This is a genomic window from Ferrovibrio sp. GW821-FHT12B10 (assembly GCF_058807515.1).
In genome coordinates this window covers 106,745-132,988 of record NZ_JBXAQT010000002.1, presented here as the reverse complement: position 1 = coordinate 132,988, position 26,244 = coordinate 106,745, and the positions used below count along the sequence as shown (strand labels likewise).

At 64.5% G+C, this 26,244-nt stretch carries 28 protein-coding genes; 8 read left to right on the top strand and 20 right to left on the bottom strand.

Annotation, left to right across the window (positions count from 1 at the left end; genetic code table 11):
- Nucleotides 1-32 precede the first annotated feature (32 nt).
- Nucleotides 33-731: a substrate-binding periplasmic protein gene (locus AC1RRT_RS18280; protein WP_493015319.1), complete on the bottom strand. Its 699-nt coding sequence runs from the start codon at nucleotides 729-731 to the stop codon at nucleotides 33-35.
- 182 nt (nucleotides 732-913) lie between these two features.
- Nucleotides 914-2,347: an NAD-dependent succinate-semialdehyde dehydrogenase gene (locus tag AC1RRT_RS18275; RefSeq protein WP_493015318.1), complete on the bottom strand. Its 1,434-nt coding sequence runs from the start codon at nucleotides 2,345-2,347 to the stop codon at nucleotides 914-916.
- Between the two features lie 162 nt (nucleotides 2,348-2,509).
- Between AC1RRT_RS18275 and AC1RRT_RS18270 the strand changes: the two genes are divergently transcribed.
- Nucleotides 2,510-3,445 carry an ATP-binding protein gene (locus tag AC1RRT_RS18270; protein ID WP_493015317.1) on the top strand — a complete coding sequence of 312 codons (936 nt, stop codon included), beginning with the start codon at nucleotides 2,510-2,512 and terminating at the stop codon, nucleotides 3,443-3,445.
- Here the strand turns inward: AC1RRT_RS18270 and AC1RRT_RS18265 are convergent.
- From AC1RRT_RS18265 to argS, 14 genes are all read right to left on the bottom strand, one after another.
- Nucleotides 3,442-4,668, bottom strand: a complete 1,227-nt coding sequence (locus tag AC1RRT_RS18265) for a peptidoglycan DD-metalloendopeptidase family protein (protein ID WP_493015316.1) — start codon at nucleotides 4,666-4,668, stop codon at nucleotides 3,442-3,444. The genes AC1RRT_RS18270 and AC1RRT_RS18265 overlap by 4 nt on opposite strands.
- Nucleotides 4,669-4,752: 84 nt before the next feature.
- Nucleotides 4,753-5,406 carry a protein-L-isoaspartate(D-aspartate) O-methyltransferase gene (locus AC1RRT_RS18260; protein ID WP_493015667.1) on the bottom strand — a complete coding sequence of 218 codons (654 nt, stop codon included), beginning with the start codon at nucleotides 5,404-5,406 and terminating at the stop codon, nucleotides 4,753-4,755.
- Complete coding sequence (surE, locus tag AC1RRT_RS18255) at nucleotides 5,406-6,161, bottom strand: 5'/3'-nucleotidase SurE (RefSeq protein WP_493015315.1); 756 nt, start codon at nucleotides 6,159-6,161, stop codon at nucleotides 5,406-5,408. Before surE ends, AC1RRT_RS18260 begins: the two co-directional genes overlap by 1 nt.
- Nucleotides 6,161-7,573: a serine--tRNA ligase gene (gene serS / locus AC1RRT_RS18250; RefSeq protein ID WP_493015314.1), complete on the bottom strand. Its 1,413-nt coding sequence runs from the start codon at nucleotides 7,571-7,573 to the stop codon at nucleotides 6,161-6,163. Before serS ends, surE begins: the two co-directional genes overlap by 1 nt.
- Nucleotides 7,574-7,590: 17 nt before the next feature.
- On the bottom strand, nucleotides 7,591-8,460 hold the full coding sequence (gene tatC, locus AC1RRT_RS18245) for a twin-arginine translocase subunit TatC (RefSeq protein WP_493015313.1): 870 nt from the start codon (nucleotides 8,458-8,460) through the stop codon (nucleotides 7,591-7,593).
- The gene (tatB, locus tag AC1RRT_RS18240) at nucleotides 8,457-8,894 is read right to left on the bottom strand and encodes a Sec-independent protein translocase protein TatB (protein WP_493015312.1); all 438 of its coding nucleotides are present in this window, start codon (nucleotides 8,892-8,894) and stop codon (nucleotides 8,457-8,459) included. Before tatB ends, tatC begins: the two co-directional genes overlap by 4 nt.
- Nucleotides 8,895-8,951: 57 nt before the next feature.
- Nucleotides 8,952-9,197 (bottom strand): twin-arginine translocase TatA/TatE family subunit, encoded by a 246-nt coding sequence (locus AC1RRT_RS18235; RefSeq protein ID WP_493015311.1) that lies wholly within the window; start codon nucleotides 9,195-9,197, stop codon nucleotides 8,952-8,954.
- A 129-nt stretch (nucleotides 9,198-9,326) separates the two neighbouring features.
- Nucleotides 9,327-10,391, bottom strand: coding sequence for an ABC transporter ATP-binding protein (locus AC1RRT_RS18230; protein ID WP_493015310.1), 1,065 nt, complete (start codon nucleotides 10,389-10,391; stop codon nucleotides 9,327-9,329).
- On the bottom strand, nucleotides 10,384-11,511 hold the full coding sequence (gene scpB, locus AC1RRT_RS18225) for an SMC-Scp complex subunit ScpB (protein WP_493015309.1): 1,128 nt from the start codon (nucleotides 11,509-11,511) through the stop codon (nucleotides 10,384-10,386). The genes AC1RRT_RS18230 and scpB overlap by 8 nt, the downstream gene beginning before the upstream one ends.
- Before the next feature lie 5 nt (nucleotides 11,512-11,516).
- The gene (locus AC1RRT_RS18220) at nucleotides 11,517-12,404 is read right to left on the bottom strand and encodes a segregation and condensation protein A (protein ID WP_493015308.1); all 888 of its coding nucleotides are present in this window, start codon (nucleotides 12,402-12,404) and stop codon (nucleotides 11,517-11,519) included.
- A gap of 52 nt (nucleotides 12,405-12,456) precedes the next feature.
- Entirely contained in the window at nucleotides 12,457-13,152 is a 696-nt protein-coding gene (locus AC1RRT_RS18215; protein ID WP_493015307.1) for a site-2 protease family protein, read from the bottom strand.
- Nucleotides 13,149-14,192: a beta-N-acetylhexosaminidase gene (gene nagZ, locus AC1RRT_RS18210; RefSeq protein WP_493015306.1), complete on the bottom strand. Its 1,044-nt coding sequence runs from the start codon at nucleotides 14,190-14,192 to the stop codon at nucleotides 13,149-13,151. Before nagZ ends, AC1RRT_RS18215 begins: the two co-directional genes overlap by 4 nt.
- On the bottom strand, nucleotides 14,179-15,027 hold the full coding sequence (locus tag AC1RRT_RS18205; protein ID WP_493015305.1) for an SPOR domain-containing protein: 849 nt from the start codon (nucleotides 15,025-15,027) through the stop codon (nucleotides 14,179-14,181). Before AC1RRT_RS18205 ends, nagZ begins: the two co-directional genes overlap by 14 nt.
- Before the next feature lie 4 nt (nucleotides 15,028-15,031).
- On the bottom strand, nucleotides 15,032-16,771 hold the full coding sequence (gene argS / locus AC1RRT_RS18200) for an arginine--tRNA ligase (protein ID WP_493015304.1): 1,740 nt from the start codon (nucleotides 16,769-16,771) through the stop codon (nucleotides 15,032-15,034).
- Between the two features lie 186 nt (nucleotides 16,772-16,957).
- Between argS and erpA the strand changes: the two genes are divergently transcribed.
- From erpA to AC1RRT_RS18185, 3 genes are all read left to right on the top strand, one after another.
- A complete protein-coding gene (gene erpA / locus AC1RRT_RS18195; protein ID WP_493015303.1) occupies nucleotides 16,958-17,347 on the top strand; it encodes an iron-sulfur cluster insertion protein ErpA in 390 nt (129 codons plus the stop codon).
- A gap of 64 nt (nucleotides 17,348-17,411) precedes the next feature.
- The gene (gene xth / locus AC1RRT_RS18190) at nucleotides 17,412-18,200 is read left to right on the top strand and encodes an exodeoxyribonuclease III (RefSeq protein WP_493015302.1); all 789 of its coding nucleotides are present in this window, start codon (nucleotides 17,412-17,414) and stop codon (nucleotides 18,198-18,200) included.
- Between the two features lie 28 nt (nucleotides 18,201-18,228).
- Nucleotides 18,229-18,612, top strand: coding sequence for a response regulator (locus tag AC1RRT_RS18185; protein WP_493015301.1), 384 nt, complete (start codon nucleotides 18,229-18,231; stop codon nucleotides 18,610-18,612).
- Here AC1RRT_RS18185 and AC1RRT_RS18180 read toward each other — a convergent pair.
- The 3 genes from AC1RRT_RS18180 to AC1RRT_RS18170 all read right to left on the bottom strand — a co-directional run bounded on the left by AC1RRT_RS18180 (nucleotide 18,609) and on the right by AC1RRT_RS18170 (nucleotide 21,223).
- Nucleotides 18,609-19,277 carry a glutathione S-transferase family protein gene (locus AC1RRT_RS18180; protein WP_493015300.1) on the bottom strand — a complete coding sequence of 223 codons (669 nt, stop codon included), beginning with the start codon at nucleotides 19,275-19,277 and terminating at the stop codon, nucleotides 18,609-18,611. The two genes, AC1RRT_RS18185 and AC1RRT_RS18180, sit on opposite strands and share 4 nt — an antisense overlap.
- Nucleotides 19,278-19,338: 61 nt before the next feature.
- A complete protein-coding gene (locus AC1RRT_RS18175; protein WP_493015298.1) occupies nucleotides 19,339-19,746 on the bottom strand; it encodes a DUF427 domain-containing protein in 408 nt (135 codons plus the stop codon).
- Nucleotides 19,747-19,831: 85 nt separating this feature from the next.
- Nucleotides 19,832-21,223, bottom strand: coding sequence for an aminotransferase-like domain-containing protein (locus AC1RRT_RS18170; RefSeq protein WP_493015297.1), 1,392 nt, complete (start codon nucleotides 21,221-21,223; stop codon nucleotides 19,832-19,834).
- A 160-nt stretch (nucleotides 21,224-21,383) separates the two neighbouring features.
- Here AC1RRT_RS18170 and AC1RRT_RS18165 point away from each other — a divergent pair, with 160 nt between their 5' ends.
- Nucleotides 21,384-22,670: a hydroxymethylglutaryl-CoA reductase, degradative gene (locus tag AC1RRT_RS18165; protein WP_493015296.1), complete on the top strand. Its 1,287-nt coding sequence runs from the start codon at nucleotides 21,384-21,386 to the stop codon at nucleotides 22,668-22,670.
- A 45-nt stretch (nucleotides 22,671-22,715) separates the two neighbouring features.
- The gene (locus tag AC1RRT_RS18160; RefSeq protein WP_493015295.1) at nucleotides 22,716-23,918 is read left to right on the top strand and encodes an ABC transporter substrate-binding protein; all 1,203 of its coding nucleotides are present in this window, start codon (nucleotides 22,716-22,718) and stop codon (nucleotides 23,916-23,918) included.
- A gap of 37 nt (nucleotides 23,919-23,955) precedes the next feature.
- Here AC1RRT_RS18160 and AC1RRT_RS18155 read toward each other — a convergent pair whose 3' ends face one another.
- Nucleotides 23,956-24,609 carry an HD-GYP domain-containing protein gene (locus AC1RRT_RS18155; RefSeq protein WP_493015294.1) on the bottom strand — a complete coding sequence of 218 codons (654 nt, stop codon included), beginning with the start codon at nucleotides 24,607-24,609 and terminating at the stop codon, nucleotides 23,956-23,958.
- Between the two features lie 456 nt (nucleotides 24,610-25,065).
- Here AC1RRT_RS18155 and AC1RRT_RS18150 point away from each other — a divergent pair, with 456 nt between their 5' ends.
- Together AC1RRT_RS18150 and AC1RRT_RS18145 are read left to right on the top strand one after the other, a co-directional pair.
- Nucleotides 25,066-25,683, top strand: coding sequence for a TetR/AcrR family transcriptional regulator (locus AC1RRT_RS18150; RefSeq protein ID WP_493015293.1), 618 nt, complete (start codon nucleotides 25,066-25,068; stop codon nucleotides 25,681-25,683).
- A 45-nt stretch (nucleotides 25,684-25,728) separates the two neighbouring features.
- The gene (locus AC1RRT_RS18145; RefSeq protein ID WP_493015292.1) at nucleotides 25,729-26,157 is read left to right on the top strand and encodes a GFA family protein; all 429 of its coding nucleotides are present in this window, start codon (nucleotides 25,729-25,731) and stop codon (nucleotides 26,155-26,157) included.
- Nucleotides 26,158-26,244 lie beyond the last annotated feature (87 nt).

Here is a 26,244-nt window from a genome sequence, read left to right as displayed (position 1 = left end):
AAACCCCGTAATGTCGCCTGCGGATGCCCAGATCAGGCCTGAATCTTGAAACGCATCAGGATGGCGGTGAATTCACCGGATTGCCGCATCTTCTGCAGGCCCTGGTTGAGTAGATGCAGCATCCGGCCATGGTCCGGCTTCGCCTTGCTGAGGGTGGTGTAGATCGGCGTCCGGGTGACCGCCGGCTCCAGCCATTGCAACCGCGACCGCGCGGCGGGCAACCGCTCGGTAATCAGGTATTCGCCCACCAGGCGATCAATAAGCACCAGATCGATGCGACCGCCCTCCAGCTTGCGCAGGTTGGCGAAATCGTCGCCTTCTTCCTCACTGTGCAGATTGGCGGCAAGAAAGGCCGGAGGGTTGGCATAGCCGCGCACGGTACCGATCTTCAGCCCCTTCAGCTCGGACAGAGCAGCGGATTTCGGCGCCTTGTCGCGATTGGCGAAGAAGCCAATTTCGGTGTTCAGCAGCGGATCGGGAAAGACCAGGTAGTCTTCGCGTTCGCGGCTGTGCCAAGCGCCGATCAGGCCGTCGGCATTGCCAGACCGCACCTCGCTGAGCGCGCGGGCCCAGGGCATGAATTGCACTTTCACATTTGTGTCCGACTGCCGCAGCGCCGCCCGAGTGAGTGCGACCAGCACGCCGCCCTCGGGCATGGCATCCGACATGTAAGGCGGAAATTCCGTGGTGGTCAGAGTCAGTGGTTCTCCAGCATGTGCCCACGACGCCATGCACCAGCCCAGTAGTCCAACCAATACAGCTGTTTTCATTGCCCCTCAGGACGGGAATCCGTCGCACTCAGGATACAGAAGCGCACGAGGCCGATGAAAGAAAAAATGGAGGGCATATAAGCCCTCCATTTCACATTCCGGAGACCGGCTGAAACAACCGGTCGTTTATATCCGCAGGGCGGTTACAGGCCGACCTGGGTGATGAACTTGGTATTGAGGTAGGACTCTATGGCTTCCGAGCCGCCTTCCGAACCATAGCCTGAATCCTTGATGCCGCCGAACGGCACTTCCGGCAGGGCCAGGCCGTGATGGTTGATCGACACCATGCCGGCCTCGAAGGCGGCGCCGATGGCGGCTGCCGTCTTGGCCGACTTGGTATAGGCATAGGCCGCCAGACCGAAGGGCAGACGGTTGGCCTCTTCCACCACTGCATCGAAGCTCGAGAACGGCACGATCGGCGCCAGCGGGCCGAAGGGTTCCTCGTTCATGATGCGCATGTCGTTGTTCATGTTGGTCAGCACCGTCGGCTCGAAGAAGTTGCCCTTGTTGCCGATGCGCTTGCCGCCAGTCTCGATCTTGGCACCCTTCGACACTGCGTCGGCGACGAACATCTCCATGGCCTGCACGCGGCGGTCATTGGCCAGCGGCCCCATGCGGGTGTCCTTGTCCATGCCATCGCCCACCTTCAGCGACTTGGCGAAGCTGGTGAAGCCTTCGACGAACTTGCCGTAGACCGACTCATGCACCAGGAAGCGGGTTGGCGACACGCAGACCTGACCGGCATTGCGGAACTTGTTGGCCGACAGCACCTTCACGGCGGTATCGACATCGGCATCGTCAAAGACGATAGCCGGGGCATGGCCGCCAAGCTCCATGGTGATGCGCTTCATGTGCTGGCCCGCCAGCATGGCGAGATGCTTGCCTACCGGGGTCGAGCCGGTGAAGGTGATCTTGCGGATCACCGGATGCGGGATCAGGTATTCCGAGATCTCCGACGGCACGCCATAGACGAGCTGGATCGCGCCCTTCGGCACGCCGGCATCGACATAGGCCTGCACCAGGGCGGCGCAGGCGGCCGGAGTCTCTTCAGGACCCTTCAGGATGATCGAGCAGCCGGCGGCCAGGGCAGCCGAGCACTTGCGGACCGCCTGGTTGATCGGGAAGTTCCACGGCGTGAAAGCGGCAACGGGGCCGACCGGCTCCTTCACCACCAGCTGATAGACACCCTCGGCGCGCGCCGGCACGATACGACCATAGGTGCGGCGCGCCTCTTCGGCGAACCAGTCCATGATGTCGCCGGCCAGCAGCGTCTCGCCCTTGGCTTCGATGAAGGGCTTGCCCTGCTCCATCGACATGATCTTGCCGATGTCGTCGGCGCGGCTGCGGATGATGTCAGCGGCCTTGCGCAGAACCTTGTAACGGTCGTAGGGCGAGACCTTCTTCCACTCCTTGAAGCCCTTGTCGGCGGCGGCCAGCGCGCGGTCGAGGTCGGACTTGTCGGCATGGGCGACCTTGCCGATCTCTTCACCGGTCGCCGGATTCAGCACCGGCTGGGACTTGCCGCTCGCGCCTTTGCCCCAGGCGCCATCAATATAAAGCTGCACTTCGGGATACATACGGTCCTCCTTGGAAAGCCTGCGGGCATGATTTTTCAGGGCCGGGATTATGGCGGAAACCGGCGGGTCCCGCTACCGGTTGGCCCCGGTCTACCGGTTGCGCGGGAGCCTGTGCATCCGCAGAATGGCGGATCACACCACTTGTATCGCGATGTAATAAGCATGCCCAAAAAAGCCGCTCCGAAATCCACCCCGAAATCCGGGGCTGCTTTCCCCAAGGATACTGCCTCGACCGATGTGGCTGCCGCACTGGTCCGCATCGCTTCGGCACTCGAGCGTCTGGCCCCGCCGGCAGCTCCGGCCTTCGACGAGATGGCCGCCGACGCCTTCATCTGGCATGCCGATCCGGCGCCGGGCTGGCTCAGCCCGGTCGACCGCGTCAATGCCGTGCCGATCCGGCTGCTGCAGGGCGTGGAACGGGTGCGCGACATCCTGCTCGACAACACCCAGCGCTTCGCCAAGGGCCTGCCGGCCAACAACGCTCTGCTCTGGGGCGCGCGCGGCATGGGTAAGTCCTCGCTGGTCAAGGCGGTGCTCGGCGCCATCAACGGTAAGAAGGCGCATTCTTTAGCGTTGGTGGAAATCCATCGCGAGGATATTCCCACCCTGCCCGCACTGCTGACGCTGCTGCGCGGTTCCAAGCGACGCTACGTGCTGTTCTGCGACGACCTCTCCTTCGATGCCGAGGACCAGCATTACAAATCGCTGAAAGCGGTACTGGATGGCGGCATCGAGGGCCGACCCGATAACGTGATCCTCTACGCCACCTCCAACCGCCGGCACCTGCTGCCGCGCGACATGATGGAGAACGAGCGCTCGACGGCAATCAATCCGCATGAGGCCGTCGAGGAAAAGGTATCGCTGTCGGACCGTTTCGGCCTCTGGCTCGGCTTCCACTCCTGCAGCCAGGAGGATTTCTTCGCTATGCTGGACGGCTACTGCAAGGCTTATGACCTGAAGATCGATCAGAAGCAGCTGCGTGCCGAAGCGGTGGAATGGTCGATGACGCGCGGTGCGCGCTCGGGCCGCGTCGCCTGGCAGTTCATCCAGGATCTGGCCGGCCGCCTGGGCAAGCCGCTCGCCTCGCCGAAGGCTTAAGCGACCGACAGGAATTTCGCCGGATCGACGGCCTGGGTGCCGCGGCGGATTTCGAAATGCAGCTGTGGCTGCGTGACGCCACCGGTGCTGCCCACGGTGCCGATCGCCTGGCCGCGCGTGACCTTCTGGCCTTTCTTGACCAGCGCCTTGTCGAGATGCGCATAGGCGGTGATCCAGCCATCGGCATGGCGCACCAGCAGCAGGTTGCCGAAGCCCTTCAGTTCCGATCCCGCATAGACGACGACGCCATTCTCGGCCGCGATCACCGGCGCCCCGGCACGCGCGGCGATGTTGATGCCGTCATTGTGCAGGCCATCCGGCGTCGGCCCGAAGCCGGCCAGCACGCGGCCGCGCACCGGCCATGAGAAAGTGCGCCCCGAGCGCGGCGGCAGCACGGTGTCCTGCTGCGGATCGGCGGTGGGTGTCGAAACTGGTGGCGGCGTCGGCGCGGCGGCGAGCTGAGGCTGCGCGGTTTCAGCCGGCGGCACCGGTGCGCTGCGGCCCGGCACGGTCACTTCCGGCAATGGCGCGGGCTGCTGCTCGATCGGCGGCAATGTGCTGGTTGCTGACGGCGGCGGCAGGCTCTCGGCCTGGAAACCGCGCGGTGCCGGTGTCTGCGGTGCGGTTGGGCTTTCCGGTGCTGGTGCTGCGGCCGAGGTCACGGCATAGCCGGTGCGCGGTGGAATGCGCAGGCTCTGCCCGACGCTGATCGTATAAGGAGGCTGGATATCGTTGGCTTGCGCCATCACCGAAAGATCGGCGCCGAAGCTGCGTGAAATGCTGTAGAGCGTCTCGCCGCGCTGCACGGTATGGAACTGGCCGCCGGGCAGACGGATGCGCTGGCCGGGATTGAGCGTATAGGGCGGCTGCAGATTGTTGTCGTCGATGATGGCGCGCACCGGGCGATTGGTGCGACGCGACAATGCATAGAGCGTTTCGCCCGGTTGCACGGTGACGGTCTCGCCACCCTGAACCTGCTGCGCCTGGGCCTGCGGCTGCGGCTGTGATGGCGCCGGCGCACCGTCCAGCGGCGTCATGGTCACCACGCCCTGCGGCGCCGCCTGGGGCACGCCGCGCCCGGTGGTCGGCATCGGCGGATTGCGGCTGACGATACCGGACTGGTTGCCGCCGCGATGGCCATAGCTGACCGGCGCCGGTTCCTGCGTGCCGCAGGCCGCCAGAGCGAACAGCCCAATCAGGGCAAAAATGCGAATCCGTACCATCGGACGTGAGTCTAAGGCCCTTCCCGGCCTGCCACAATCTCAGGCAGATCGCCGGTTTTCACAGCCCGGTCATCCATGGATTTGTCAGCCCTGAGTCGCGGCTTCCCGCGCAATCCCGGGCAACAGCGGCACAAACCGCACCGGCAGCAGCCGTTCCTCGCGCACGGCATCACCCTCGCGGGTGTAGCGGATCACGTCCTGTTCGGTGGGATTGACGGCCACCGGGGCCACCATGATCCCGCCATTGGGCGAGAGCTGGCTGATCAGGGTATCGGGCCGCTGGTCGGCCGCGGCGGTCACCAGGATGCGGTCGAATGGCGCCTGCTCGGGCCAGCCCTTGTTGCCATCGCCCAGCTTCGCCGTGACATTGGTGATGTTCAATGCATGGAAGCGCTGCTCGGCCACGGTCAGCAGCGAGCGGTAGCGTTCGATGGTGTAGACGCGCCGGCACAGCCGGGTCAGCACCGCGGTCTGGTAGCCCGAGCCGGTGCCGATCTCCAGCACCTTCATGCGGTCGGTTACCTGCAACGCCTCGGTCATATAGGCGACCACATAGGGCTGGCTGATGGTCTGGCCCTGCGTGATCGGCAGCGCGATGTTGTCGTAGGCATGCTTGAGGAACTGTTCGGCCACGAACTGTTCGCGCGGCACGCGCTCCATGGCGGCCAGCACGCGCGTGTCGGCTATGCCCTGCTTGCGCAGCTCCATCAGCAACTGGATGACGCGGGTATCCACGATTACTTCAAGGCCGCCTTCAGCGCTTTCAGACCGGCCCGGTGGGTCAGGTCAAGCTGCAGCGGCGTCACCGAGATCGCGCCATTCTCAGTTGCGCCCAGATCGGTATGACGCTTGGACTTGTTCTTCTGGCGGCGAAAACCGATCCAGTAATACGGCACGTTACGGGCATCCACTCGCGCATCCAGCAGCAGGTCGGTCAGTTCGCGCTTGCCCTGGGTCACCACCTCGATCCCGGTGACCGATTCTGAAACCACATCGGGGAAGTTCACATTGATCAGCGTGTCCTTCGACCAGCCGACCTTGAGCAGCTTCTTGATCACCTTCGCAGCATGATCCTCGGCGGTCTTCCACTTCACCGGATGGCCATGCTGGAAGCACTGGCTCAGTGCAATCGATGGCACGCCCAGCAGCGCGCCTTCCATGGCGACGGCGACAGTGCCCGAATAGGTCACGTCCTCACCCAGGTTGGCGCCGCGATTGACACCGGACAACAGCAGATCGGGCCGTTTGTCCTTGAAGATTTCGTGCATCGCCATCATGACGCAGTCGGTCGGCGTGCCGCGCACGGCATATTTGCGTGCGTTGATCTTGCGCAGGCGCAGCGGCAGGGTCAGTGTCAGCGAATGCGACGCGCCGGACTGTTCGTATTCCGGGGCGACGACCCAGACATCCTTCGACAGAGACTTGGCCACCTTCTCCAGCACCTTGAGGCCCGGGGCATGGATGCCGTCGTCGTTGGATACGAGGATGCGCATTACTTGCCGACCTTTTCAATCTTGGTCAGGCCGCCCATGTAGGGCTTCAGGACGTCCGGCACCGCGATGCTGCCGTCTTCCTGCTGGTAATTCTCCATCACCGCGATCATGGCGCGGCCCACGGCAAGACCGGAACCGTTCAGCGTATGCACGAAGCGGGTCTGCTTCTCACCTGGGGCGCGGCTGCGCGCATTCATGCGCCGCGCCTGCCAGTCGCCGCAGTTCGAGCACGACGAAATCTCGCGATATTGGTCCTGGCCCGGCAGCCAGACTTCCAGGTCATAGGTCTTGCGGGCGCCGCCACCCATGTCGCCGGCGCAGAGCAGCATGGTACGGAACGGCAGTTCCAGCTTTTTCAGCACGGCTTCGGCCGCACCGGTCATGCGCTCGTGCTCTTCGACTGACTTGTCGGCCGTCACGATGCTGACCAGCTCGACTTTGTTGAACTGGTGCTGACGGATCATGCCGCGCGTGTCGCGGCCGGCCGCGCCGGCCTCCGAGCGGAAGCAGGCGGTCAGCGCCGTGAAGCGCCAGGGCAGCTCGCTCTCGTCGATGATCAGGTCGCGGGCCAGATTGGTCAGCGGCACTTCAGCGGTCGGGATCAGCCAATATCGGAATCGCGGATCGCGCAAGAGTGCGTCGAATTCTTCACCGATACGGCGGAAAATCTCTTCTCGAGAAATATTTTCCGAAATAAAACGTGCTTCCTGGCTATTAAAGACTTCAATAACGGCTTGCCGATCCACGGTTTGGAACAAGTCATTTCCAAACTTGGGCAACTGGCCGGTGCCGAAGGCCGAGGCATCGTTCACCATCAGCGGCGGCTGCATTTCAGTGTAGCCGAATTCGGTGGTGTGCAGGTCGAGCATGAACTGGCCGAGCGCCCGCTCAAGCCTGGCGAGCTGCGAGCGCAGCACGGTGAAGCGCGCACCCGCCAGCTTCACGCCGGCGACGAAATCCATGTAGCCCAGCTGCTCACCGAGATCGAAATGCTCCTTCGGTTTGAAGCTGTATGCCTTGGGCGCGCCGGTGCGGCGCAGCTCGACATTGGCCTTCTCGTCCAGCCCTTCCGGCACGTCGTCGGCCGGCAGGTTGGGAATGCGCGACAGCGCGTCGGTCAGGGCTTCCTCATGAGCCTTCTGCTCGACTTCCAGCAAGCCCAGACGTTCCTTCAGCGCCGCCACCTCGGCCATCAGCTCGGCGGCGCGGGCTTCGTCCTTCTTGCCCTTGGCGATGCCGATTTCCTTGGACAGCGCATTGCGCTTGCCCTGCAGTTCGTCGAACTCGGTCTGCGCCACGCGGCGCTTGCGGTCCATCTCGATCAGGGTGGCTGACTGCGGCGCAACACCACGGCGCGCGATGGCGCGGTCGAAAGCTTCCGGATTATCCCGGATCAGTTTGATGTCATGCATGACGCGTTACCAGTCGTTCAAGGAGCGGGCGGTGTATATTCGGTTTTCGCCGCGTCGTCCTTCTTCTCTTCCTGTTCGGCCTGCTCGGCGGCAGCCTTTTCTTCGGCCGCGCGCTTGGCGCGATCCTTTTCGATCATGCGTACCGAGATGATGGAGATTTCGTAGAGCAGGATCAGCGGTATGGCCAGGCCGACCTGGCTGATCACGTCCGGCGGGGTCACTACGGCGGCAAAGACGAACATGCCGACGATGGCATAGCGCCGCTTCGACGCCAAACCAGCCGAAGTGGCAATGCCGACCCGGCCCAGCAGGGTGAGCAGCACCGGCAGCTCGAAGGCGATGCCGAAGGCGAAGATCAGTGTCATCACCAGCGAGAGATACTCGCTGACCTTGGTTTCCAGCTGGATCGGCAACACGCCGTCGCCGCCGACGGTCTCGAAGCCGGCGAAGAACTTCAGCGCCAGCGGCATGATGAAGTAGTAGACGAAGCTGCCGCCGATGGCGAACAGCACCGGCGTGGCCACGAGGAACGGCATGAAAGCCTTCTTCTCGTGCTTGTACAGGCCCGGCGCAACGAACATCCAGACCTGCACCGCGATCACCGGGAAGCTGACCAGCGCCGCCGCCCAGAAGGAGAGACGGACCTGGGTGAAGAAGGCTTCCTGCGGCGCGGTGAAGATCATGCGCCGGCCTTCGGTGCCCAGCGCCTCGACCAGCGGATGCATCAGGATGTTGTAGATGTTGCCGGCAAAGAAATAGCAGACGCAGAAGGCGATGAAGATCGCACCGATCGCCCACATCAGGCGGTTGCGCAGCTCGATCAGGTGATCGAGCAGCGGCATGCGGGAGGATTCAACCTCGTCTTCGGGTTTCGCGGTCTCGCTCACGCTTTGGTCTCGGTCTTGTCGGCAACGGGCGCGGCAATAACCGGCTCCACCGGTTTTGCGTCCGGACCCGGGTCATCAATCTTGGTCACGCCGTCGGTTGCCGCGGTCTCGCCCTTCAGGTCAGACGTCGCGTCCATGATGGCCTGGTTATGCTCCTGGAACTGCTTCTCCAGGGAACCATCGGGATCGAAGGTTTTCTTGACCTCGTTCTCGATCGAGAAGTCGCTGACCGACTTGGCGGCCTTGCGCAGCTCGTCCAGCTCGGCCTCGCGCACCATGTCGTCGATACCGCTCTGGAATTCGCGCGCCATCGACCGCGCCTTGGAGGTCCACTGCCCCACCGTGCGCAAAACTTTGGGCAAGTCTTTCGGGCCGATGACGACAAGCGCCACCACCGCGATCACACCCAGTTCCGACCAGGCAATGTCGAACATCGCCGCCTACGCCATCCGTACCGTTGTTGCAGCCGGTCTTGTGCCGACCGCCATTGCTCAGCGCTGCGCGGTCTTGTCGGCCGGCGTACCGGTCGGGGTGTTGCCGTTCGGCGGGGTCTGCTGGTTGATGACCGGAGCCTGGGCGTCGGTCTTTTCCTCGGCGCCCTCCTCCTTCATGCCCTTGCGGAAGTTCTTGATGCCCGAAGCCAGATCGCCGGCGACCCGCGGCAGCTTGCCGGCGCCAAAGATGATCAGGATCACCAGCAGGACGATCAGCCAGTGCCAGAAACTGAAGCTACCCATACCCTTATCTCCTCCAACGCGGACCGGCCCAGGCAGTCTTCCGGGGCAGGCACCGCAGCGCTGCACTATGGCAGAGTTGGCGCATCCAAGGCAATCTTCCGCCCCCGAACTTCGTATCCGGAAACCGCCTTAAGCGGCCGGAAAAACAAAGCAGAAATCCGGATTCAGGCCGAAATGTAGGACGGTGCCGGCCGACGGCAATGGTCCGGCCGGCAGACGGGCGGCCAGGCGCAGGCCGCCGCTGCCGCTGATTTCCAGCCGGCGATAGGCGCCCAGGGCCGTCGCGCGCTCGACCGTGAAGGCAATACCGCCGCTGTCGCGCTCCTGCAGCGCTTCGGGCCGGAACATCAGCATGGCGGCGCTGCCATCGCCCAGCTTTGCCGGCGCCGGCATGCGGCCGAACGGCGTCTCGACGCTGCCGCCGCTCACCCGCACCGGCACTTCATTGGTCTCGCTCAGGAATCGCGCCGTAAACGGCGTGGCCGGCGTGGCATAGACCTGCGCCGGCGTATCCAGCTGCTCGATGCGGCCGGCCTGCATGATGGCGATGCGATCACCCATCCGCATGGCCTCTTCCGGATCATGGGTCACTAAAAGCGTAGCCGTGCCGGCCTGTTTCAGAACCATGACGGTTTCGTCGCGGATCTGGTCGCGCAGCCGACTGTCGAGGCTGGAGAAGGGTTCATCCAGCAGCATCACGCTGGGCTCGGGTGCCATGGCGCGCGCCAGTGCCACGCGCTGCTGCTCACCGCCCGACAGGCGATGCGGATAGGTGTCCAGATGCTGGGTCAGGCCGAGCCGACCCGCCCAGAGCGTCACCCGCGCCACGCGTTCGCCGGCATCCAGATGGCCGAGGCCGAAAGCGATATTCTGCGCCACGCTCAGATGCGGGAACAGCGCATGATCCTGGAAGACCATGCCGACATGACGGTGTTCGGTCGGGATGTTGATGCCGGCACCGGCAACCGTACGGCCGCCGATACGGACTTCGCCGGTCTGCAGGTCTTCAAGACCCGCAGCCAGACGCAACGTGGTCGACTTGCCGCAACCGGATGGCCCGAGCAGGCCGAGAATTTCACCCGGCGCGACCTTGAAGCTGATGTTGCTGACCGCGCGGCGTGCGCCGTAATCATGGCTGACCCCGATCAGGTCGAGGCCGCCTGCGCGCTCTCCGCCTTGCGGGCGATCAGGCATCGTCGGACTTGGCGGCCTTGCTCTTCGCGTCGTCGGCGTCCTCGTCGACCAGCGGCTCGAGATATTCGCGACCATCGTCGCCCTCGTCCAGCGGATCCTCGCCGGCCTCGTCCAGACTCTCGCCCGGCATCGGAATGCCACCAGACGCCGGCAGCGCTTCGAGCAGGCCGGACGCGCGCAGTTCCTCGATGCCCGGCAGCGCATCCGCATTTTCCAAGCCGAAATGCAGCAAGAACTCGTCGGTGATGCCATAGGTGACCGGACGACCCGGCACGCGACGGCGGCCACGCACCTTCACCCACTCAATTTCCATCAGCAGGTCCAGCGTGCCTTTGCTCAGGCCCACGCCGCGGATGTCTTCGATCTCGGCCCGGGTGCAGGGCTGGTGATAGGCGATGATCGCCAGCGTCTCCATCGCGGCACGCGACAGTTTGCGCTGCACCTGGCGATGCTCTTCCAGCATGTGCTGCAGGTCGGGCGAGGTCATGAAGGCCCAGCGATCGGCAACCTTGTTCAGCACCACGCCGCGTGTGCGGTAGATGTCCTGCAGGGCGGCGAGCACGGCCGGCACGCGGGTGCCCTTGGGCAGGCGCTTGCGCAGCGTCGCCTCGTCCAGCGGCTCGGCGGCGGCGAACAGCAGCGCCTCGGCGATGCGGATGGCGCCGGCGAAGGCGGCTTCGCGCTCCTCGTCGGTCATCTCCGGACCGGCGTCTTCCTCGTCGCCCTCTTCCTTCACGGTCTTCTTGCGCGGCGCGCGCGGCTTCTTCGGCGCTACGGCAGCAGCCTCGTCAGACGACGCAGTCTCGCCGGACTCATCCTCATCGGATTCATCCTCCTCGTCGTCGTCATCATCGTCGTCTTCGTCATCATCCGACTCTTCGTCATCGTCGGAATCACCGTCGTCATCGTCGTCGCCGTCTTCGTCGTCCGAATCATCATCATCATCGTCTTCGTCGTCGAAGTCGTCGTCATCCTCGTCGTCGTCTTCATCGTCGGCATCGCGCTTGGGCGCGGCGCCAGCCTGCAGCACAACGTCGTCTTCATCGTTGAAGGCAGCCACCACCAGCTGGGTTTCGTCTTCCAGCCGGTCGTCGGTCGGCAAAGCGGTATCGGACTGCATACGTCTTACTCTTCCGGATTGGCGGTCTCGACCGCGGGCATGTTGCCCTGGCCGCGACGGATATAAATGGGGCCGAAGGTCTGCACCTGCTTCAGCTCGATCAGGCCCTGCTTGGCCATTTCGAGGCTGGCGTTGAAGGTGGAAGCCAGCGCCGACTTCACGGTGAACGGGTCTTCTGAATCGACCGGCAGGAAGGACTGCAGCGTCGCCCAGTCAGGGATCTGGCCGATCATGTTGCGCAGGCGCGCCAGCGCCTCTTCCACCGACACGATGCGGCGGCGGGCCATCTTCATGGTCAGCACTTCGCTCGAGCCTTTGGAGGCGCGGAACTCGGCATAGGCTTTGAGCAGCTCGTAGAGCGTGGCGTTGTAGATCGATTTGCGGATCACGCGCACGCCTTCGGGCTTGCCGCGCAGGAACATGGCCAGGCCAACCTGGTCGCGCCGGGTCAGGTCCTCGACCGCCTTGCGCATCGCTTCCAGCTTCTGGAGCTGGAAGGCCAGGCGGGCAGCCATGTCGGCGCCGGACGGCTCGCCTTCCTTCTCCGGCTCAGGCAGCAGCAGGCGCGACTTCAGGTAGGCCAGCCAGGCGGCCATGACCAGGTAGTCGGCGGCGACCTCGATGCGCACCTTGCGCAGCTCGGCGATGAATTTCAGATACTGCTCGGCCAGCGCCAGGATCGAAATCTTGCGCAGGTCGACCTTCTGCTCGCGCGCCAGCGCCAGCAGGACGTCGAGCGGGCCTTCGAAGGCATCAAGGGTCAGGACCAGCTGTTCGCCGATGCGCAGGCCATCCACCAGGCCGTCGCGCTGGCCGGCATCGAAGCCGTCGCCGGCAGGTGCCCCCGTTTCGGGAGCCTGTACGGGCGCAGGAGTGTCGGCAGCTTCTGTCACAGGCACGAATCCTTGGGTCCCGGAGGACGAAAAATCAAACTGGGCGGCGGTGTTAGCCGCCGTGCCCGGACAACGCAAGCAGGATGTCCCGCAGGCCGATAACAATCGGTGTGATCAGCTCGAAAAGCGGGTTCCAGTCGCTGCCGAATTGCTGCGCCGCCAGAGGGACGATCATCAACAGAATCAGCAGCAGAACCATGCCATAGCGCTCCATCCGGGCCAAGGGACGCGCCAGCGCCAGGGGCAGTAATCCGACCGCCACCCGGCCCCCATCGAGCGGGGGTAAAGGTATCATGTTAAATATACACAATATCAGATTGATACTAATGGCATTATTCAGGTTCTCGGCCACCCAGATCACGCCCTCGCCGCCACGGTCTGGCAGCAGGTGGAACAGCAGCATGGCGATATAGGCCTGGGCCAGGTTGATCCCGGGTCCGGCGGCGGCCACCAGAGCCATGTCGCGGCGCGGCGACGGCAGGGCCATGAAGTTGACCGGCACCGGCTTGGCCCAGCCAAACAGGAAGGGCGCCCGGAACAGCAGCATCACCGCCGGGACGACAATCGTCCCCATGGGGTCGACATGCCGCAGCGGATTGAGGCTGAGCCGCCCTGCCCGCTGCGCCGTGTCATCGCCCAGCCGCCAGGCGGCAAAGCCATGGGCGGCTTCGTGCAGGGTGATGGCCAGCAGCGCCGGCAGGATCCAGGTCGAGGCCGTGTACAGCGTCTGGAGGATGCCCTCGCTCACGCCGCCACCTTCTCCATCAGGCTTTCGTAGCGCGCCTTCTCCTCGGCCGTGAAAGCCTTCGGCGCAGGCAGCGCGTTGCGCGCTGCCTTCACACGGGCGGCGGCCTGCGCTGTCATCACCGGCAGCGCCGCGAACAGCGCCTGCATCTCGGGCAGGTTACCCGAGCAGTGCAGCACCAGGTCGCAGCCGGCCTTCAGCGAGGCGACGCCAGTTTCGGCCGGCGTGCCTTTCAGCGCCTTCATGGTCAGGTCGTCGGAAATCAGCACACCGTCGAAGCCGATATGACCCCGGATGATCTCGGCGATCACCGTCGGCGACAACGTCGCCGGCTGGTCGGCATCCAGCGCGCTGTAGACGATATGCGCGGTCATCGCCCATGGGGCATGTTTCAGGCCGACAAACGGCAGGAAGTCGCTCATCTCAAGAATGGTGCGCGCGGTATCCACCACGGGCAGGTCGAGATGGCTGTCGGTATGCGAGCGGCCATGGCCGGGAATATGCTTGATGATGGGCAGCACGCCGGCATCGGCCAGGCCGCGCATCACCGCTTCGGAAATCACGGTCACGACCTTGGCATCACGGCCATAGGCGCGATCGCCGATCACGTCATGCGCACCTTCGACCGGCACGTCGGCGACCGGCGCGCAATCCACGTCGATGCCCAGCTCGGCCAGGATGCTGCCGATCCAGCGATAGTTCAGATAGGCCGCCTCTTCGGCAAGCTGAGGATCCTGCGCATAGAGCTGGCCGAAGACGGCGCCGCGCGGGAATGTCGGCCAGTGCGGAGCTTTCAGCCGCGCCACGCGGCCGCCCTCCTGGTCGATCAGCACGGGCGCATAAGCATTGCCGACCACGCCGCGAAAATCGCTGATCAGCGCCTTCACCTGCACCGGGTTGTCGATGTTGCGCGCGAACAGGATCAGCCCCAGCGGCTTGCGCACGCCGAACAGCACGCGCTCTTCCGATGTCAGCTGATGGCCGGCGCAGCCGACCACCACCGGGGCATAGGCGCCCCACTCGACCTGATTAACGTCCAACAACGATGCAGCCCTGGTTCTTGGCCGACAGCGCCGTGCAGGCGGCCTGCGCGGCGGCACGATCCTTCAGCGGACCGGCCTGCAGGCGGATGAACGTGCCCTTGTCGGCGATCTCCACTTTTTCATAAGACGGCTGCAGGCCGCCCAGTTCGGCGGGGAATTTCTTCTGCAGCGCGTTCCAGGTCGCGGTTGCCGCCGCCTGATCCTTCAGCGAAGCGAGCTGAATGCGGGCCGCACCGCCCGGTGTCGCGGTCACGGTCGGCGCTGTGGCGGCAGCCGGCGCAGCGGGGGCCGGCGTCGGTACGGCAGCGGTGCGCGGCGCCGGCGTCTGGGCCTGCGGGGTCACCGGCTGCGGCTGGCCCGGCTGGGCCTGTGGCACCGGCGTCGGACTCGGCGCATCGGTGCGGTTCGGCAAAGCTGACGATTGATTGGGAACCGTGCTCGGCGCAGGCCGCGTCGGCACGGTCACGCTGCCGGACTGCGTCGGCGCGGCGCTCGGGCGCTCCGGCGGCGGCAGCAGCTTTTCGGTCTGGTTGTTATTGGCCGTCTGCGGACCACCCGGCAGGCGTTCGTAGATCTGCTTGTCCTGGTTCGGTACCTGCATGCCGCCGGGATTTTCCGGCGCAACCTTGGTCGGGCCCTGATCGGCGCGGATCAGCGGCGGCGCGCCGGACGCGCCGCGTTTCACGCCCTGATCATAAGCGAACCAGATGCCGATACCGAACGCGACCACGGCACCAAGGGCGATGCCTGCGGTGATCAGGCGCTTGGGGCTGCGCATCGGGGCATCTTCGCCAGGCACCGGACGGGCGCTGCGGTCTCCGCGAAAGTCGCTCATGGTCTCACCTCATCTCTTCGACAGGCGTCACGCCCATCACGGACAGACCCGAGGCGATCACCAGGGCCACGGCGCGCAGCAGTGCAAGCCGCGCCCGGGTGAGATCGACGTCATCGGGCAACAGGAAACGGACGGAGGTATCGTCGCGGCCGACATTCCACAGGCCATGGAAGCCGGCGGCGACCTCCTGCAGGAAGAAGGCCACGCGGTGCGGCTCATGCGCCTCGGCCGCGGATTCAACCAGACGCGGCCATGCCGCCAGCAGCTTCACCAGCGCCAGCTCGGCCGGATGCGACAGCTTGGTGAAATCGGCCTTGGCCAGCGCACCATCGGCGGTGTCGACGGCCGAGACTTCGCTCTTGGCATTGCGCAGCACCGAGCAGATGCGGGCATGGGCATACTGCACGTAGAAGACCGGATTGTCCTTGGACTGCTCGGTCACCTTCTTGAAATCGAATTCCAGCGGCGCATCGTTCTTGCGCGTCAGCATGATGAAGCGCACGACATCCTTGCCGACTTCATCCACAACGTCGCGCAACGTCACGAACGTGCCCGCGCGCTTGGACATGCGCACCGGCTCGCCGCCATCCAGCAGATTGACCATCTGCACCAGCTTGACGTCCAGCTCGGCCTCATCGTTCGACATCGCCTTGACGGCGGCCTTCATTCTTTTGACGTAGCCGCCGTGATCGGCGCCCCAGACATCGATCATCTGGTTGAAGCCACGGCGGAACTTGTCGTCATGATAGGCAATGTCGGCGCCGAAATAGGTCCAGCTGCCATCCGATTTCTTCAGTGGGCGATCGGTGTCGTCGCCGAATTCCGACGCCTTGAACAGTTCCTGCGGCCGCGTCTCGTAATCCTCGGGCAGCTTGCCCTTCGGCGGCTCCAGCACACCGGTATAGATCAGGTCGCGTTGCTTCAGGCGATCGAAAGCCTGCTGCACCGCGCCGTTCTCGTGCAGCGCCTTTTCCGACGTGAAGGTGGCATGATGGATGTTCAGCGCCGCGAGGTCCTCGCGGATCATGTCCATCATCGCGTCGGTCGCTTCCTTGCGGAACAGCGACAGCCAGTCGGCTTCGTCGGCGGTCTGGAAGGTATCGCCATACTTGCTGGCAAGGTTGGCGCCCAGCGGCTTCAGGTAGTCGCCCGGATAGAGTCCTTCAGGAATGGTAATGGTTTCGCCCAGCGCCTCGCGGTAGCGCAGATGCGTCGAGCGCGCCAGCACATCCACCTGCGCGCCGGCATCGTTGATGTAGTATTCGCGGGTGACGTCGTAGCCGGCCTTGTCCAGCAGCGCGGCCAGCGCGTCGCCGAACACCGCGCCACGGCAATGGCCGACATGCATCGGGCCGGTCGGGTTGGCCGAGACATATTCGACGTTGATCTTGGTCTCATTGCCCAGCTTGGAGTCACCGTAGTCGAGGCCCATCTTGAGGATGACGCCGACCTGGGCCTGCCAGTGCGAGGGATTGAGCCGCAGGTTGATGAAGCCTGGGCCGGCGATCTCGACGGCATCCACGGCCGGCAGCGCTTCCAGCAGGGGCTTCAGCTTGTCGGCCAGCGCACGCGGCGCCATGCTGGCGGGCTTGGCCACCACCATCGCCACATTGGTCGCGAGGTCGCCATGGGCGGGATCGCGTGGCGGCTCGACGGCCACGGCTTTCAACGGCAGGTCGCCCTGCAGTCCGAGGCTCTGGACGGCCTCGATCACCGCCTGGCGGAATTCGGCAAAAACGTTCATTTCGGCAAGGCTTTTCTCAAAAACGCTGAATCGGAGCGGAAACTAACCATATGACTGCCCTGTCGCAATGTACGCAGACCAATGCCATGACAGGGCGAATCGGAGCCGAAATTGACTTCCGCGCCTAAGTCCCTAAATTGCCTTCCGAATGTGGCAAATTATTGGTAAATCAAGCGTTAAACCATCATGACCGACACCGCGACCCAGACCGCCCCTTCCACTGCTCCCGCCCCGCTCGGCGCGGAACAGCCCGGCGTCGTGCTGTCGGCATCGGCGGCGCGCCGCATCCTCAAAGTGGCCGAGGCCGAGGGCAATCCCGGCCTGGGGCTGCGCATCAGCGTTTCCGGCGGCGGCTGTTCGGGCTTCCAGTACAGCTTCAGCCTGGACGAGACTCCCACGGCCGACGACATCGTCATCAGCCGCGACGGCGCCCGCCTGCTGATCGACACGGTCTCGTTGGATTACCTCAAGGGCTCGGAAATCGACTTCGTCGAGGATCTGAACGGCGCCGGCTTCCAGATCCGCAATCCGCTGGCCGCCAGCAGCTGCGGCTGCGGCAACTCCTTCTCGGTCTGACCCAGGGTTGATCTAACCCCTCGGGGCACTGGTCCGGACCGCCGCTCTGACGGATACTCCGGCCATGAGAATCACCACCTGGAACGTCAATTCGATCAAGGCCCGGCTGCCCAACGTGGTCGCCTGGACGACGGCCAACAAGCCCGACGTCCTGCTGTTCCAGGAAATCAAATGCCAGGACCCGGATTTCCCGCGCATGGAATTCGAGGCGCTGGGCTATCACGTCCATACCCATGGCCAGAAAAGCTATAACGGCGTCGCGCTGCTCAGCCTGGCGAAACCTGACGCCGTGCGCACGCGCTTGCCAATCTACAAAACAGATAATGGCGATGATGCCGACGAACAGGCGCGCTACATCGAGGCTGATATCGCCGGCGTAACGATCTGCGGCCTTTACCTGCCCAACGGCAATCCGCGCCCGGGCGAGAAATACGATTACAAGCTGCGCTGGATGGACCGCCTCGCCCGTCGCGCCGCCGAACTGCTCAATAGCGACAGGCCATTCCTGATGGCCGGCGATTACAATATCTGTCCCGCCGATGCCGATGTGTACGATCCGGCCGGCTGGGCCGAGGACGCGCTCTGCTATACCGACAGCCGCCGCGCTTGGCGCCGCCTGACCAATCTTGGCCTGACCGAAGCCTGGCGCGCCCTGCATCCGGGTACCATCGAGTACAGCTTCTGGGATTACCAGGCCGGTGCCTGGCCGAAGAACAACGGCCTGCGCATCGATCACTTCCTGCTGTCGCCCCAGCTGGCCGACCGGCTGGAAGCCTGCGAGATCGATCCCGAGCCGCGTGGCCGCGAAAAGGCGTCCGACCACACGCCGGTCACCTGCCAGATCGCGGCCTGATCCTATGTCGCACGACAGGACACCAGTCGTGAAATTCGAAGATCTCTCGGTCCTGCTGGCCGAAGATGAATCCTTCACACGGCAGCTTGCCGTCTCCTGCCTCAACCGTATTGGCGTGAAGACCATCACTACAGTGCCCAATGGCCTGGAGGCGATGAAGATCGTCGACAGCACCCAGTCGCTCGACCTGATCATTTCAGACTGGGACATGCCGCAGATGACCGGCATCGATCTGCTGCGCCTGTCGCGCAACGTGCGGCCTGCCATTCCCTTCCTGATGCTGACCGGTCATGGTGATATCGAGCTGGTGAAGGCGGCGCGCACGCATCGCGTCGACGGCTATATCGTCAAGCCCTTCTCGGTCGACCAGTTGAAGACCAAGATCGCCGCGATCTTCAACATCCGGTCTTAATAGCCCACGCGCAACTCGCGCCGGAATGGATGGATGTCGGCATCGGGCTGGTGATAGCCGGTCTCGCGCATCACCTCCAGAGTGCCGACGGCATCGAACCAGGCGGCCAGCGAGGCATGCGCCGAGCGCCAGCCGGTGCTCTCGGGCCAGCGGAAGCCGAAATAGGCCAGTGCACAGGCCACCGAGATCGCGCCGATATCGCCCAGTTTCGGATCGAGCCAGGAGGCCTCGGCCTGCAGATGGGTGAGCGCTGCGGCAATGGCCTGGCGCTGGCGCTGCATCACCGCCGGCGAGCGTTCACCCGCCGGCCGCTGCTCATCGGCATAGAGCCGCGCGGCCGCAGCGCACAGGCCATCGGCCACCGCCTGCCGGCGCAGCGCGGTCCAGCGCGCCTTGCCCTCGCGTGGAAACAGCGGCACGTCCTTGCGGCCGAGCGCCTGCGCCTCGTGATCGAGATAGTCGCAGATCACACCGGATTCCATCAGCACGCTGCTATCATCCAGATGCAGTGCCGGCACTTTCGACAGTGGATTGATCTGACGCAGTGTGGTGCTGCTCCAGGGATCGACGGTGACCTCCTGCACGCGCGACAGCAGGCCAAGTTGGCGGACGACGACCCGCACCTTGCGGGCGAAGGGCGATGTGGGGGCGATATATAGCTTCATCGGTGACGGACTCCTTGCATGGGAGAGAGTCAGGGGTGAAGGACGGCCGAAGGTTGGCGCGTCAGTCCGGTATGACGTCGATGCGGTCGACGCGATCAGGATAGAAAGCCAGGTAACCGGCAATCTTGGCTGCGGCTGGATACGGGGTCTCGTAAGACCAAGTCGCATCGGGCACCTGCCTGCCATCGGCATCAAGCGTGAAATACGAAGCCTGGCCTTTGTATGGGCAATGTGTCTGCGTCTCGCTCGGGTGAAAGGCGCCCCAGTCGGCATCATCGCGCGGCACGTAATAGACCGGCGCATAACTGGCTTCCTGCAGCTTCAACGTCGCCCTGCTGTCGGCCACTACCTTACCGTTGACGGTAACGCGCACGCGGCCCTTGAAAGGTGTGATCGTCATCGGATGATCGGGGCCAGGCTCTTTCATGCCCGGAAAACGCGCCGTTGGATCCTGGTTAAGCGTGGCCATGACAAGCCCCTTCCCTCGAACGGATTTTTGCGTCTGTCTCACATAGGACAGCCTTCTGCAGGTTCAACACTGCAGCGCCACTGATTCAGGACTTTAGGGATTTTTTCAGGAAAGCCAGAAAGCGCGGATGGCTTGCATGCGCGACGTTCAGCCGCATCGCCGGCGCATGCGCTATGCGGTCTGGCCTGAAGACCGCGCCCGGCGCGAGGAAGATGCTCTGCGTCGCCGCCGCACGACACAGCGCCAGCTCGTCCACATGCGGGGGGAATTCGGTCCACAGGTAGAATCCGCCGCCGGTGGAGGCTGCCGGCGACAGCCCGATGCGCGCCAGATCCTCGAGCGTCTTCTCGGTTGCCTCCTGGACGCGGCCGCGCAGGCGGCGCAGATGCCGCAGGTAATGCCCGCCACTGATCAGCCCGTAGACAAAGCGTTCGGCATGCGCCGACGAGGCAGCCACCGTCACCAGCTTGATATCGGCCAGCACTTCGATCAGCGCCGCGCTGGCCGCGACGAAACCGACGCGCAAACTCGCCGACAGCGTCTTGGAGAAGGTGCCGACATAGAGCACGCGGTTGAGCTGGTCTAACGCCGCCAGTCGTGGGCTGTTGGCCGGCAGGATATCGGCGAAGGGATCGTCTTCAACGATATGAAAGCCATGGCGCTCGGCGGTCTGCAGCAGCGCGTAAGCCACCGGCAATGACAACCCGCCACCGGTCGGGTTATGCGCCAGCGACTGCGTGAAGAAAAGTTTCGGCGCATGCTCGGCCAGCTTCGCTGTCAGGTCGGCCATGTCGGGGCCATCGGCATTGCGGCGGATGCCGATGACCTTGGCGCGGCTTAAGCGCAACTTGCCGAACAGCGGATAGTAGCCAGGATCGTCGACAAAGACGGTATCGCCCGGTTCGAGGAAATGCCGCATGATCAAGTCGAGCGCATGGTTGGCGCCATGGGTGAGCAGGATCTGCTCCGGCACCGTGGCGATGGCCCGCTCGGCCAGCGACAGGCACAGCCGCTCGCGCAGCGGCAAGAAGCCGCGCGAGCTGCCATAGCCGTATTCGACGCCGACGCCGCGCGGCAGCCGCATGCTCTCGAACTGCGCGCCAAGCTCGGAGCCTTCCATCCAGGATGGCGGCGGCCGCCCGTCGCCCGGCCGCACCTCGTAATGCTGATCGAGTTGCTCGCGCAGCAGCGACACGATGTCGAGCGCCTCGGCCACATGGGCTGGCGGCCTGGGCGGCATGGCGCCTGCGGCGGCGCTGACCACATAGCCAGATCCCAGCCGCGCTTCCAGTTGGCCCAGGGCCACCAGGCGGTCATAGGCCTCGGCCATGGTGTTCTTGGAGACGTTGTGGTCGATGGCGGCCTTGCGGATCGATGCGATGCGCTCGCCCGGCTTGATCAGGCCCTCAGCCACCATCCGCGACAGCCGCTCGACGATGGCATCCACCCTGGTGATCCGGCGCGCCGCAGTTTTCACGTTGAACTGTCCCGCTCTTTTCGCTGGGACAGGCCCGGCGGGAAACCGCCAAACCGTCCCTTGTTGTGCATCGCCGTCTTGGTACAGTTTGCAAACTGTACCGGTGACGAGTCAAGCAAACGCGCGCCGGCGGGATGGAAACCAGAGAACGGGATTACCCATGAGCGGCCAGATCAACGGCAAGTCTTCGCGCGTCAGCGGCTTCCACAAGCTCGATCCGGCCGGCCGGCTGAAAGTGGTGCAGGACATCGCCGGGCTAGACGCCGCCACCACCGCGCACCTGCGCAGCCCTGCCCTCGATCCGCATATCGCCGACCACATGATCGAGAATGTGGTCGCCAGCATCAGCATCCCGGTCGGCGTCGCCACCAACATGAAGGTCGATGGCCGCGACGTGCTGATCCCGATGGCGACGGAAGAATCCTCCGTCGTCGCCGCCGTCTGCAACGCGGCACGGCAATGCTACGACACCGGCGGCTTTGTCACGTCCGTGTCGGGCACCGAGATGATCGCGCAGATCCAGCTCGTCAATGTCGCCGACCCGGAAGGCGCGCGCATCCGCATCCTGGAGCGCAAGGCCGAGATCGCCGATACCTGCAACGACTGCGATCCGGTGCTGGTGCGGCTCGGCGGCGGCTTCCGCGACCTCGAAGTGCGCGTCGTGCCGGCCGAAGGCGGCGCCATGGTGATCACCCATCTGATCGTCGATACCCGCGACGCCATGGGCGCCAACACCGTCAACACCATGGCTGAAAAGCTCGCGCCCTCCATCGAGACCTGGGGCCGCGGCAAGGTCTACCTGCGCATCCTGTCCAACCTGGCCGACCGCCGGCTGGCACGCGCCCGCGCCACCTGGACGCTCGACGCCATCGGCGGCGCCGCTGTGCGCGACGGCATGCTGAGCGCCTACAGGTTCGCAGCCGCCGATCCGTATCGGGCGGCGACGCACAACAAGGGCATCATGAACGGCGTCTCGGCCGTGGTGCTGGCCACCGGCAACGACACCCGCGCGGTGGAGGCCGGGGCGCATGCCTATGCCGCACGCGGCGGCCATTACGGCAGCCTCACCACCTGGGAGATGGACAACGACGGCAGCCTCAGTGGCACGCTCGAACTGCCGATGCCGGTCGGGCTGGTCGGCGGCGCCACCAAGATTCATCCCACCGCCCAGGCCTGCCTGAAAATCCTCGGCGTGAAATCCGCCGCCGAACTCGCCCGCATCATCGCCGCCGTCGGCCTGGCGCAGAATTTCAGCGCGCTGAAGGCGCTGGCCACCGTCGGCATCCAGAGCGGCCATATGGCGCTGCATGCGCAGAATGTGGCGATCGCCGCCGGCGCCATCGGCGACGAGGTGGCGGCCGTCGCGGCGACGCTGGTGCAGCGCAAGCAGGTGCGCCAGGACGTGGCCGAAACCGTGCTGCAGGAGATGCGCGCCATCAAGAAATAGACACCGCATACAGAATCAATCACAAGAAGACCAACCGGAGGAAACATGAAAAAGATTGCATTCGCGGCGGCGCTGCTCGGCACCGCCCTCGCCCTGCCTGCCGTCGCTCAAGAGAAAAAGATCAAGCTCGGCGTGCTGACCGACATGAGCAGCTTTGCTTCTGATTCCACCGGCATGGGTTCGGTGGTCGCGGCCAGGCTGGCTGTCGAGGACTTCGCGAAAGAACTGCCGGGCTACCAGATCGAGGTGATCTTCTCCGATCACCAGAACAAACCCGATATCGGTTCGGCCGCGGCACGCAAATGGGTCGACCAGGACGGTATCAACGCCATCCTCGACGTGCCCTTCTCCTCGGTGGCGTTGGCTGTCGCCGAAGTCACCCGCGATTCAAAAACCATGTTCATCGCCTCTGGCCCCGGCACGACGGTGCTCACCGGCGAGAAATGCTCGGCCAACACCATCCACTGGACCTATGACACCTACGCGCTGGCCAACGGCACGGCGCGCGCGCTCACCGAGGGCGGCGGCAAGACCTGGTATTTCGTCACCGCCGACTATGCCTTCGGCCATGCGCTGGAATCTGACGCCACCGGTGTGATCACGGCGACCGGCGGCCAGGTGCTGGGCAGCGTGAAGCATCCGCCCAACGGCAACGACTTCTCCTCGCCGCTGCTGCGCGCGCAGGCCAGCAAGGCGCAGGTGATCGGCCTGGCCAATGCGGTGGGCGACACCATCAACTCCGTGAAGCAGGCGGCCGAGTTCGGCATCGCCGGCAGCGAGCAGCGCCTGGCCGCCTTGCTGATGCAGCTCACCGACGTGCATGCGCTGGGCCTGAAGAATGCGCAGGGCCTGTATATGACCGAGGCCTTCTACTGGGACCTCAACCCCGGCACGCGGGCGTTTGCCGATCGTTTCGCGGCGAAGATGAACGGCAACCGGCCGACCGGCAACCAGGCCGGCGTCTATTCCGGCACGCTGCATTATCTGAAAGCCGTGAAGGCCGCCAACAGCACCGATGGCGCCATCGTGGCCAAGAAAATGCGCGAGATCCCGATTGACGACGCGCTGTTCGGCAAGGGCAACATCCGCACCGACGGCCGCGCCGTGCATGACATGCTGTTCTTCCAGGTGAAGAAGCCCGAGGAGTCGAAGGGCCCGTGGGACTATTACAAGCTGGTCCGCACCATCCCGGCCAAGGATGCCTTCCGCCCGATGGCCGCCGGCAATTGCCCGCTGGCCAAGTCCTAAGTCAGTCGCAGCAGCAGAGTACGTCAGCGGCGCCGGGTCACTCCGGCGCCGTTTGCGTGCCAACGCTCATGCCGGCGCGCTGCGCCTCGCGGTACAGCGTCTGGATCGCGTGGTCCTGGCGGTGCAGCGCCTGCAATCCGTCGGGATCGTATTGCTGCGGCCTGGTGCGGCCGTCGCCCTGCGTGATGATGGCGATGGTCTCTGCATGACTGAAGCCGGCCTTGTAGGGCCGCTCGGAGCGCAGCGCGTCATAGACATCGGCAATCGCCACCACGCGGGCGTGATGCGGAATGGCTTGGCCCACCAAGCCTTGCGGATAGCCGCTACCGTCGAAGCATTCGTGATGATACAGCGCCACCGCGGCGGCCATGTCGAGCGCCGGATGGCGGCAACTGCGCAGCAGGTCGTGGCCGCTGGCGGTGTGGCGGGCGACGATCTGGCGCTCGCTGTCGTCCAGCCGGCCCGGCTTGTGCAGGATTGCATCCGGCACGGCGTTCTTGCCGACATCATGCAGCAGCGCGCCCAGGCCGAGCGTCTCGATCTCCGTCGGATCGAGATCCAGCGCCTGCCCCAGCAGCCTGACCAGCGTGACCATCCGGGTGGCATGGCCGAGCGTGATCGCGTCATGCGCATGCGCGACGCGCGCCAGCATGCTGGTGAAGGTGTCCTGATCGATGGCGATGGTCGGCATGGAATCCTGCGGTTGCAAGGCCGGGTCAGATATAGAATTGAACCGGCACGCGCATCGATATCGACTCAATGCTACTCATACCGCTCAACCACTGCAGCAAGTTTATCGACACGCTCAGGCTGCGGATCGAATACCGCAGTATGAACAGCTCGCACACCGCATACGCTGCAAGATGCGCGAGCCCCTGGCGACGACGCCCTGTCCAGCGCAGGCCGGCATCTGTCGGTTCGCGACATCATGCGCGGGCCATCATCTGTGGCTGGATCGGGACTAGCCAAACCGCCGGGCTGCCATACCTAGACGGCAGTAGCAGCAGAGCAGAGTGCGGGCGGCGCCGGGTCATTCCGGCGCCGTTTTCGCATTAAATCCATATAAACATGGAACAATCCCGGCTCACACCGAAGTGACCCCAGTATGGATCGACAAACTTACCTACCAATTGGTAAGTACAAATCCATGACCTCGCATACGCGGCAGCTGATTCTCACCGAGGCGGAAACCCTGATCCGCACCCGGGGCTATGCCGCATTCTCCTATGCCGACCTGGCCGAGCGCCTGAGCATCACCAAGGCCAGCATCCATTACTACTTCCCCAGCAAGGAAGCCCTCGTCGTCACCCTGACCGAGGAATACATGGTGCGCTTCCGCGCCGAGCTGGCCGGCATCCTGGAGCAGCATGCCAAGGCCGGCCCGCGCCTGCGCGCCTATGCCCAGCTTTTCCTCGCCGGCTTCGAGCAGGGCATGCTGCCCTATTGCGGCGCGCTGGCGGCCGAGCGCTCGGCCCTGCCGGTGGTCATGCATCCGCATATCCATGATTTCTTCGAGGTCCATCTCGACTGGCTGCGCCGCGTGCTGGATGACGGCCGCACCGCCGGCGCGCTGACCCCCGATATCGCCGTGCCGCAGGTGGCGCTGCTGATCCTCAGCACGCTGGAAGGCGGCAGCTTTGTCGGCTGGGCGCTCGATCGCAAGGCCGTGGTGCTCGGCGCCTTCGAGGCCGTGCTCGCGACCATCGAGGCCCAAGCCAAGGCCCCAACCAAAGCCCAAGCCAAGGCCAAGGCCGCCAAGACCTGACTTTCCTCCCCGCAACACCACCCTCTGTTGTTGAGTGACATCATCATGACCGACAAACATACCGGCCACTGCTTCTGCGGCGCCGTCGAAATCGAAGCCACCGGCGCACCGGAGGCCATGGGCTACTGCCATTGCGAATCCTGCCGCTCCTGGTCGGCCGGGCCGGTGAATGCCTTCACCTTGTGGAAGCCTGAGTCGGTGAAGGTCACCAAGGGCAAGGAACATCTTGCTCGCTTCAACAAGACCGAGAAGAGCGATCGCCAGTTCTGCACCGTCTGCGGCGGCCATGTGATGACCGGCCATCCCGGCTTCGGCCTCACCGATGTCTATGCCGCCACTTTGCCCAGCGTGACGTTCCAGCCCGGCGTGCATGTGAACTACGCCGAGACCGTGCTGCCGATGAAGGACGGGCTGCCCAAGCTCAAGGACTTCCCGGCCGAGCTCGGCGGCTCCGGCATCGCCGTGCCGGAATAAATCGCCGCAGCCTGCCGACTTCCGTTGCGGGGAGGCGGTGGGATGCGACAGGCCCGGAGCGCAGACCCCTGCACTCCGGGCCACTTT

What these genes read in the sequence shown, in the direction of transcription:
- AC1RRT_RS18175 (WP_493015298.1), bottom strand. Translation starts at nt 19,746, where the DNA reads ATGGCCACGCTTAACCAGGATCCAACGGCGCGTTTTCCGGGCATGAAA.
- AC1RRT_RS18230 (WP_493015310.1), bottom strand. Translation starts at nt 10,391, where the DNA reads ATGCCTGATCGCCCGCAAGGCGGAGAGCGCGCAGGCGGCCTCGACCTG.
- xth (WP_493015302.1), top strand. Translation starts at nt 17,412, where the DNA reads ATGAGAATCACCACCTGGAACGTCAATTCGATCAAGGCCCGGCTGCCC.
- AC1RRT_RS18235 (WP_493015311.1), bottom strand. Translation starts at nt 9,197, where the DNA reads ATGGGTAGCTTCAGTTTCTGGCACTGGCTGATCGTCCTGCTGGTGATC.
- AC1RRT_RS18275 (WP_493015318.1), bottom strand. Translation starts at nt 2,347, where the DNA reads ATGTATCCCGAAGTGCAGCTTTATATTGATGGCGCCTGGGGCAAAGGC.
- AC1RRT_RS18145 (WP_493015292.1), top strand. Translation starts at nt 25,729, where the DNA reads ATGACCGACAAACATACCGGCCACTGCTTCTGCGGCGCCGTCGAAATC.
- AC1RRT_RS18280 (WP_493015319.1), bottom strand. Translation starts at nt 731, where the DNA reads ATGGCGTCGTGGGCACATGCTGGAGAACCACTGACTCTGACCACCACG.
- AC1RRT_RS18270 (WP_493015317.1), top strand. Translation starts at nt 2,510, where the DNA reads ATGCCCAAAAAAGCCGCTCCGAAATCCACCCCGAAATCCGGGGCTGCT.
- AC1RRT_RS18180 (WP_493015300.1), bottom strand. Translation starts at nt 19,277, where the DNA reads ATGAAGCTATATATCGCCCCCACATCGCCCTTCGCCCGCAAGGTGCGG.
- AC1RRT_RS18150 (WP_493015293.1), top strand. Translation starts at nt 25,066, where the DNA reads ATGACCTCGCATACGCGGCAGCTGATTCTCACCGAGGCGGAAACCCTG.
- erpA (WP_493015303.1), top strand. Translation starts at nt 16,958, where the DNA reads ATGACCGACACCGCGACCCAGACCGCCCCTTCCACTGCTCCCGCCCCG.
- AC1RRT_RS18155 (WP_493015294.1), bottom strand. Translation starts at nt 24,609, where the DNA reads ATGCCGACCATCGCCATCGATCAGGACACCTTCACCAGCATGCTGGCG.
- serS (WP_493015314.1), bottom strand. Translation starts at nt 7,573, where the DNA reads ATGCATGACATCAAACTGATCCGGGATAATCCGGAAGCTTTCGACCGC.
- tatB (WP_493015312.1), bottom strand. Translation starts at nt 8,894, where the DNA reads ATGTTCGACATTGCCTGGTCGGAACTGGGTGTGATCGCGGTGGTGGCG.
- AC1RRT_RS18265 (WP_493015316.1), bottom strand. Translation starts at nt 4,668, where the DNA reads ATGGTACGGATTCGCATTTTTGCCCTGATTGGGCTGTTCGCTCTGGCG.
- AC1RRT_RS18160 (WP_493015295.1), top strand. Translation starts at nt 22,716, where the DNA reads ATGAAAAAGATTGCATTCGCGGCGGCGCTGCTCGGCACCGCCCTCGCC.
- surE (WP_493015315.1), bottom strand. Translation starts at nt 6,161, where the DNA reads ATGCGCATCCTCGTATCCAACGACGACGGCATCCATGCCCCGGGCCTC.
- AC1RRT_RS18165 (WP_493015296.1), top strand. Translation starts at nt 21,384, where the DNA reads ATGAGCGGCCAGATCAACGGCAAGTCTTCGCGCGTCAGCGGCTTCCAC.
- scpB (WP_493015309.1), bottom strand. Translation starts at nt 11,511, where the DNA reads ATGCAGTCCGATACCGCTTTGCCGACCGACGACCGGCTGGAAGACGAA.
- argS (WP_493015304.1), bottom strand. Translation starts at nt 16,771, where the DNA reads ATGAACGTTTTTGCCGAATTCCGCCAGGCGGTGATCGAGGCCGTCCAG.
- AC1RRT_RS18205 (WP_493015305.1), bottom strand. Translation starts at nt 15,027, where the DNA reads ATGAGCGACTTTCGCGGAGACCGCAGCGCCCGTCCGGTGCCTGGCGAA.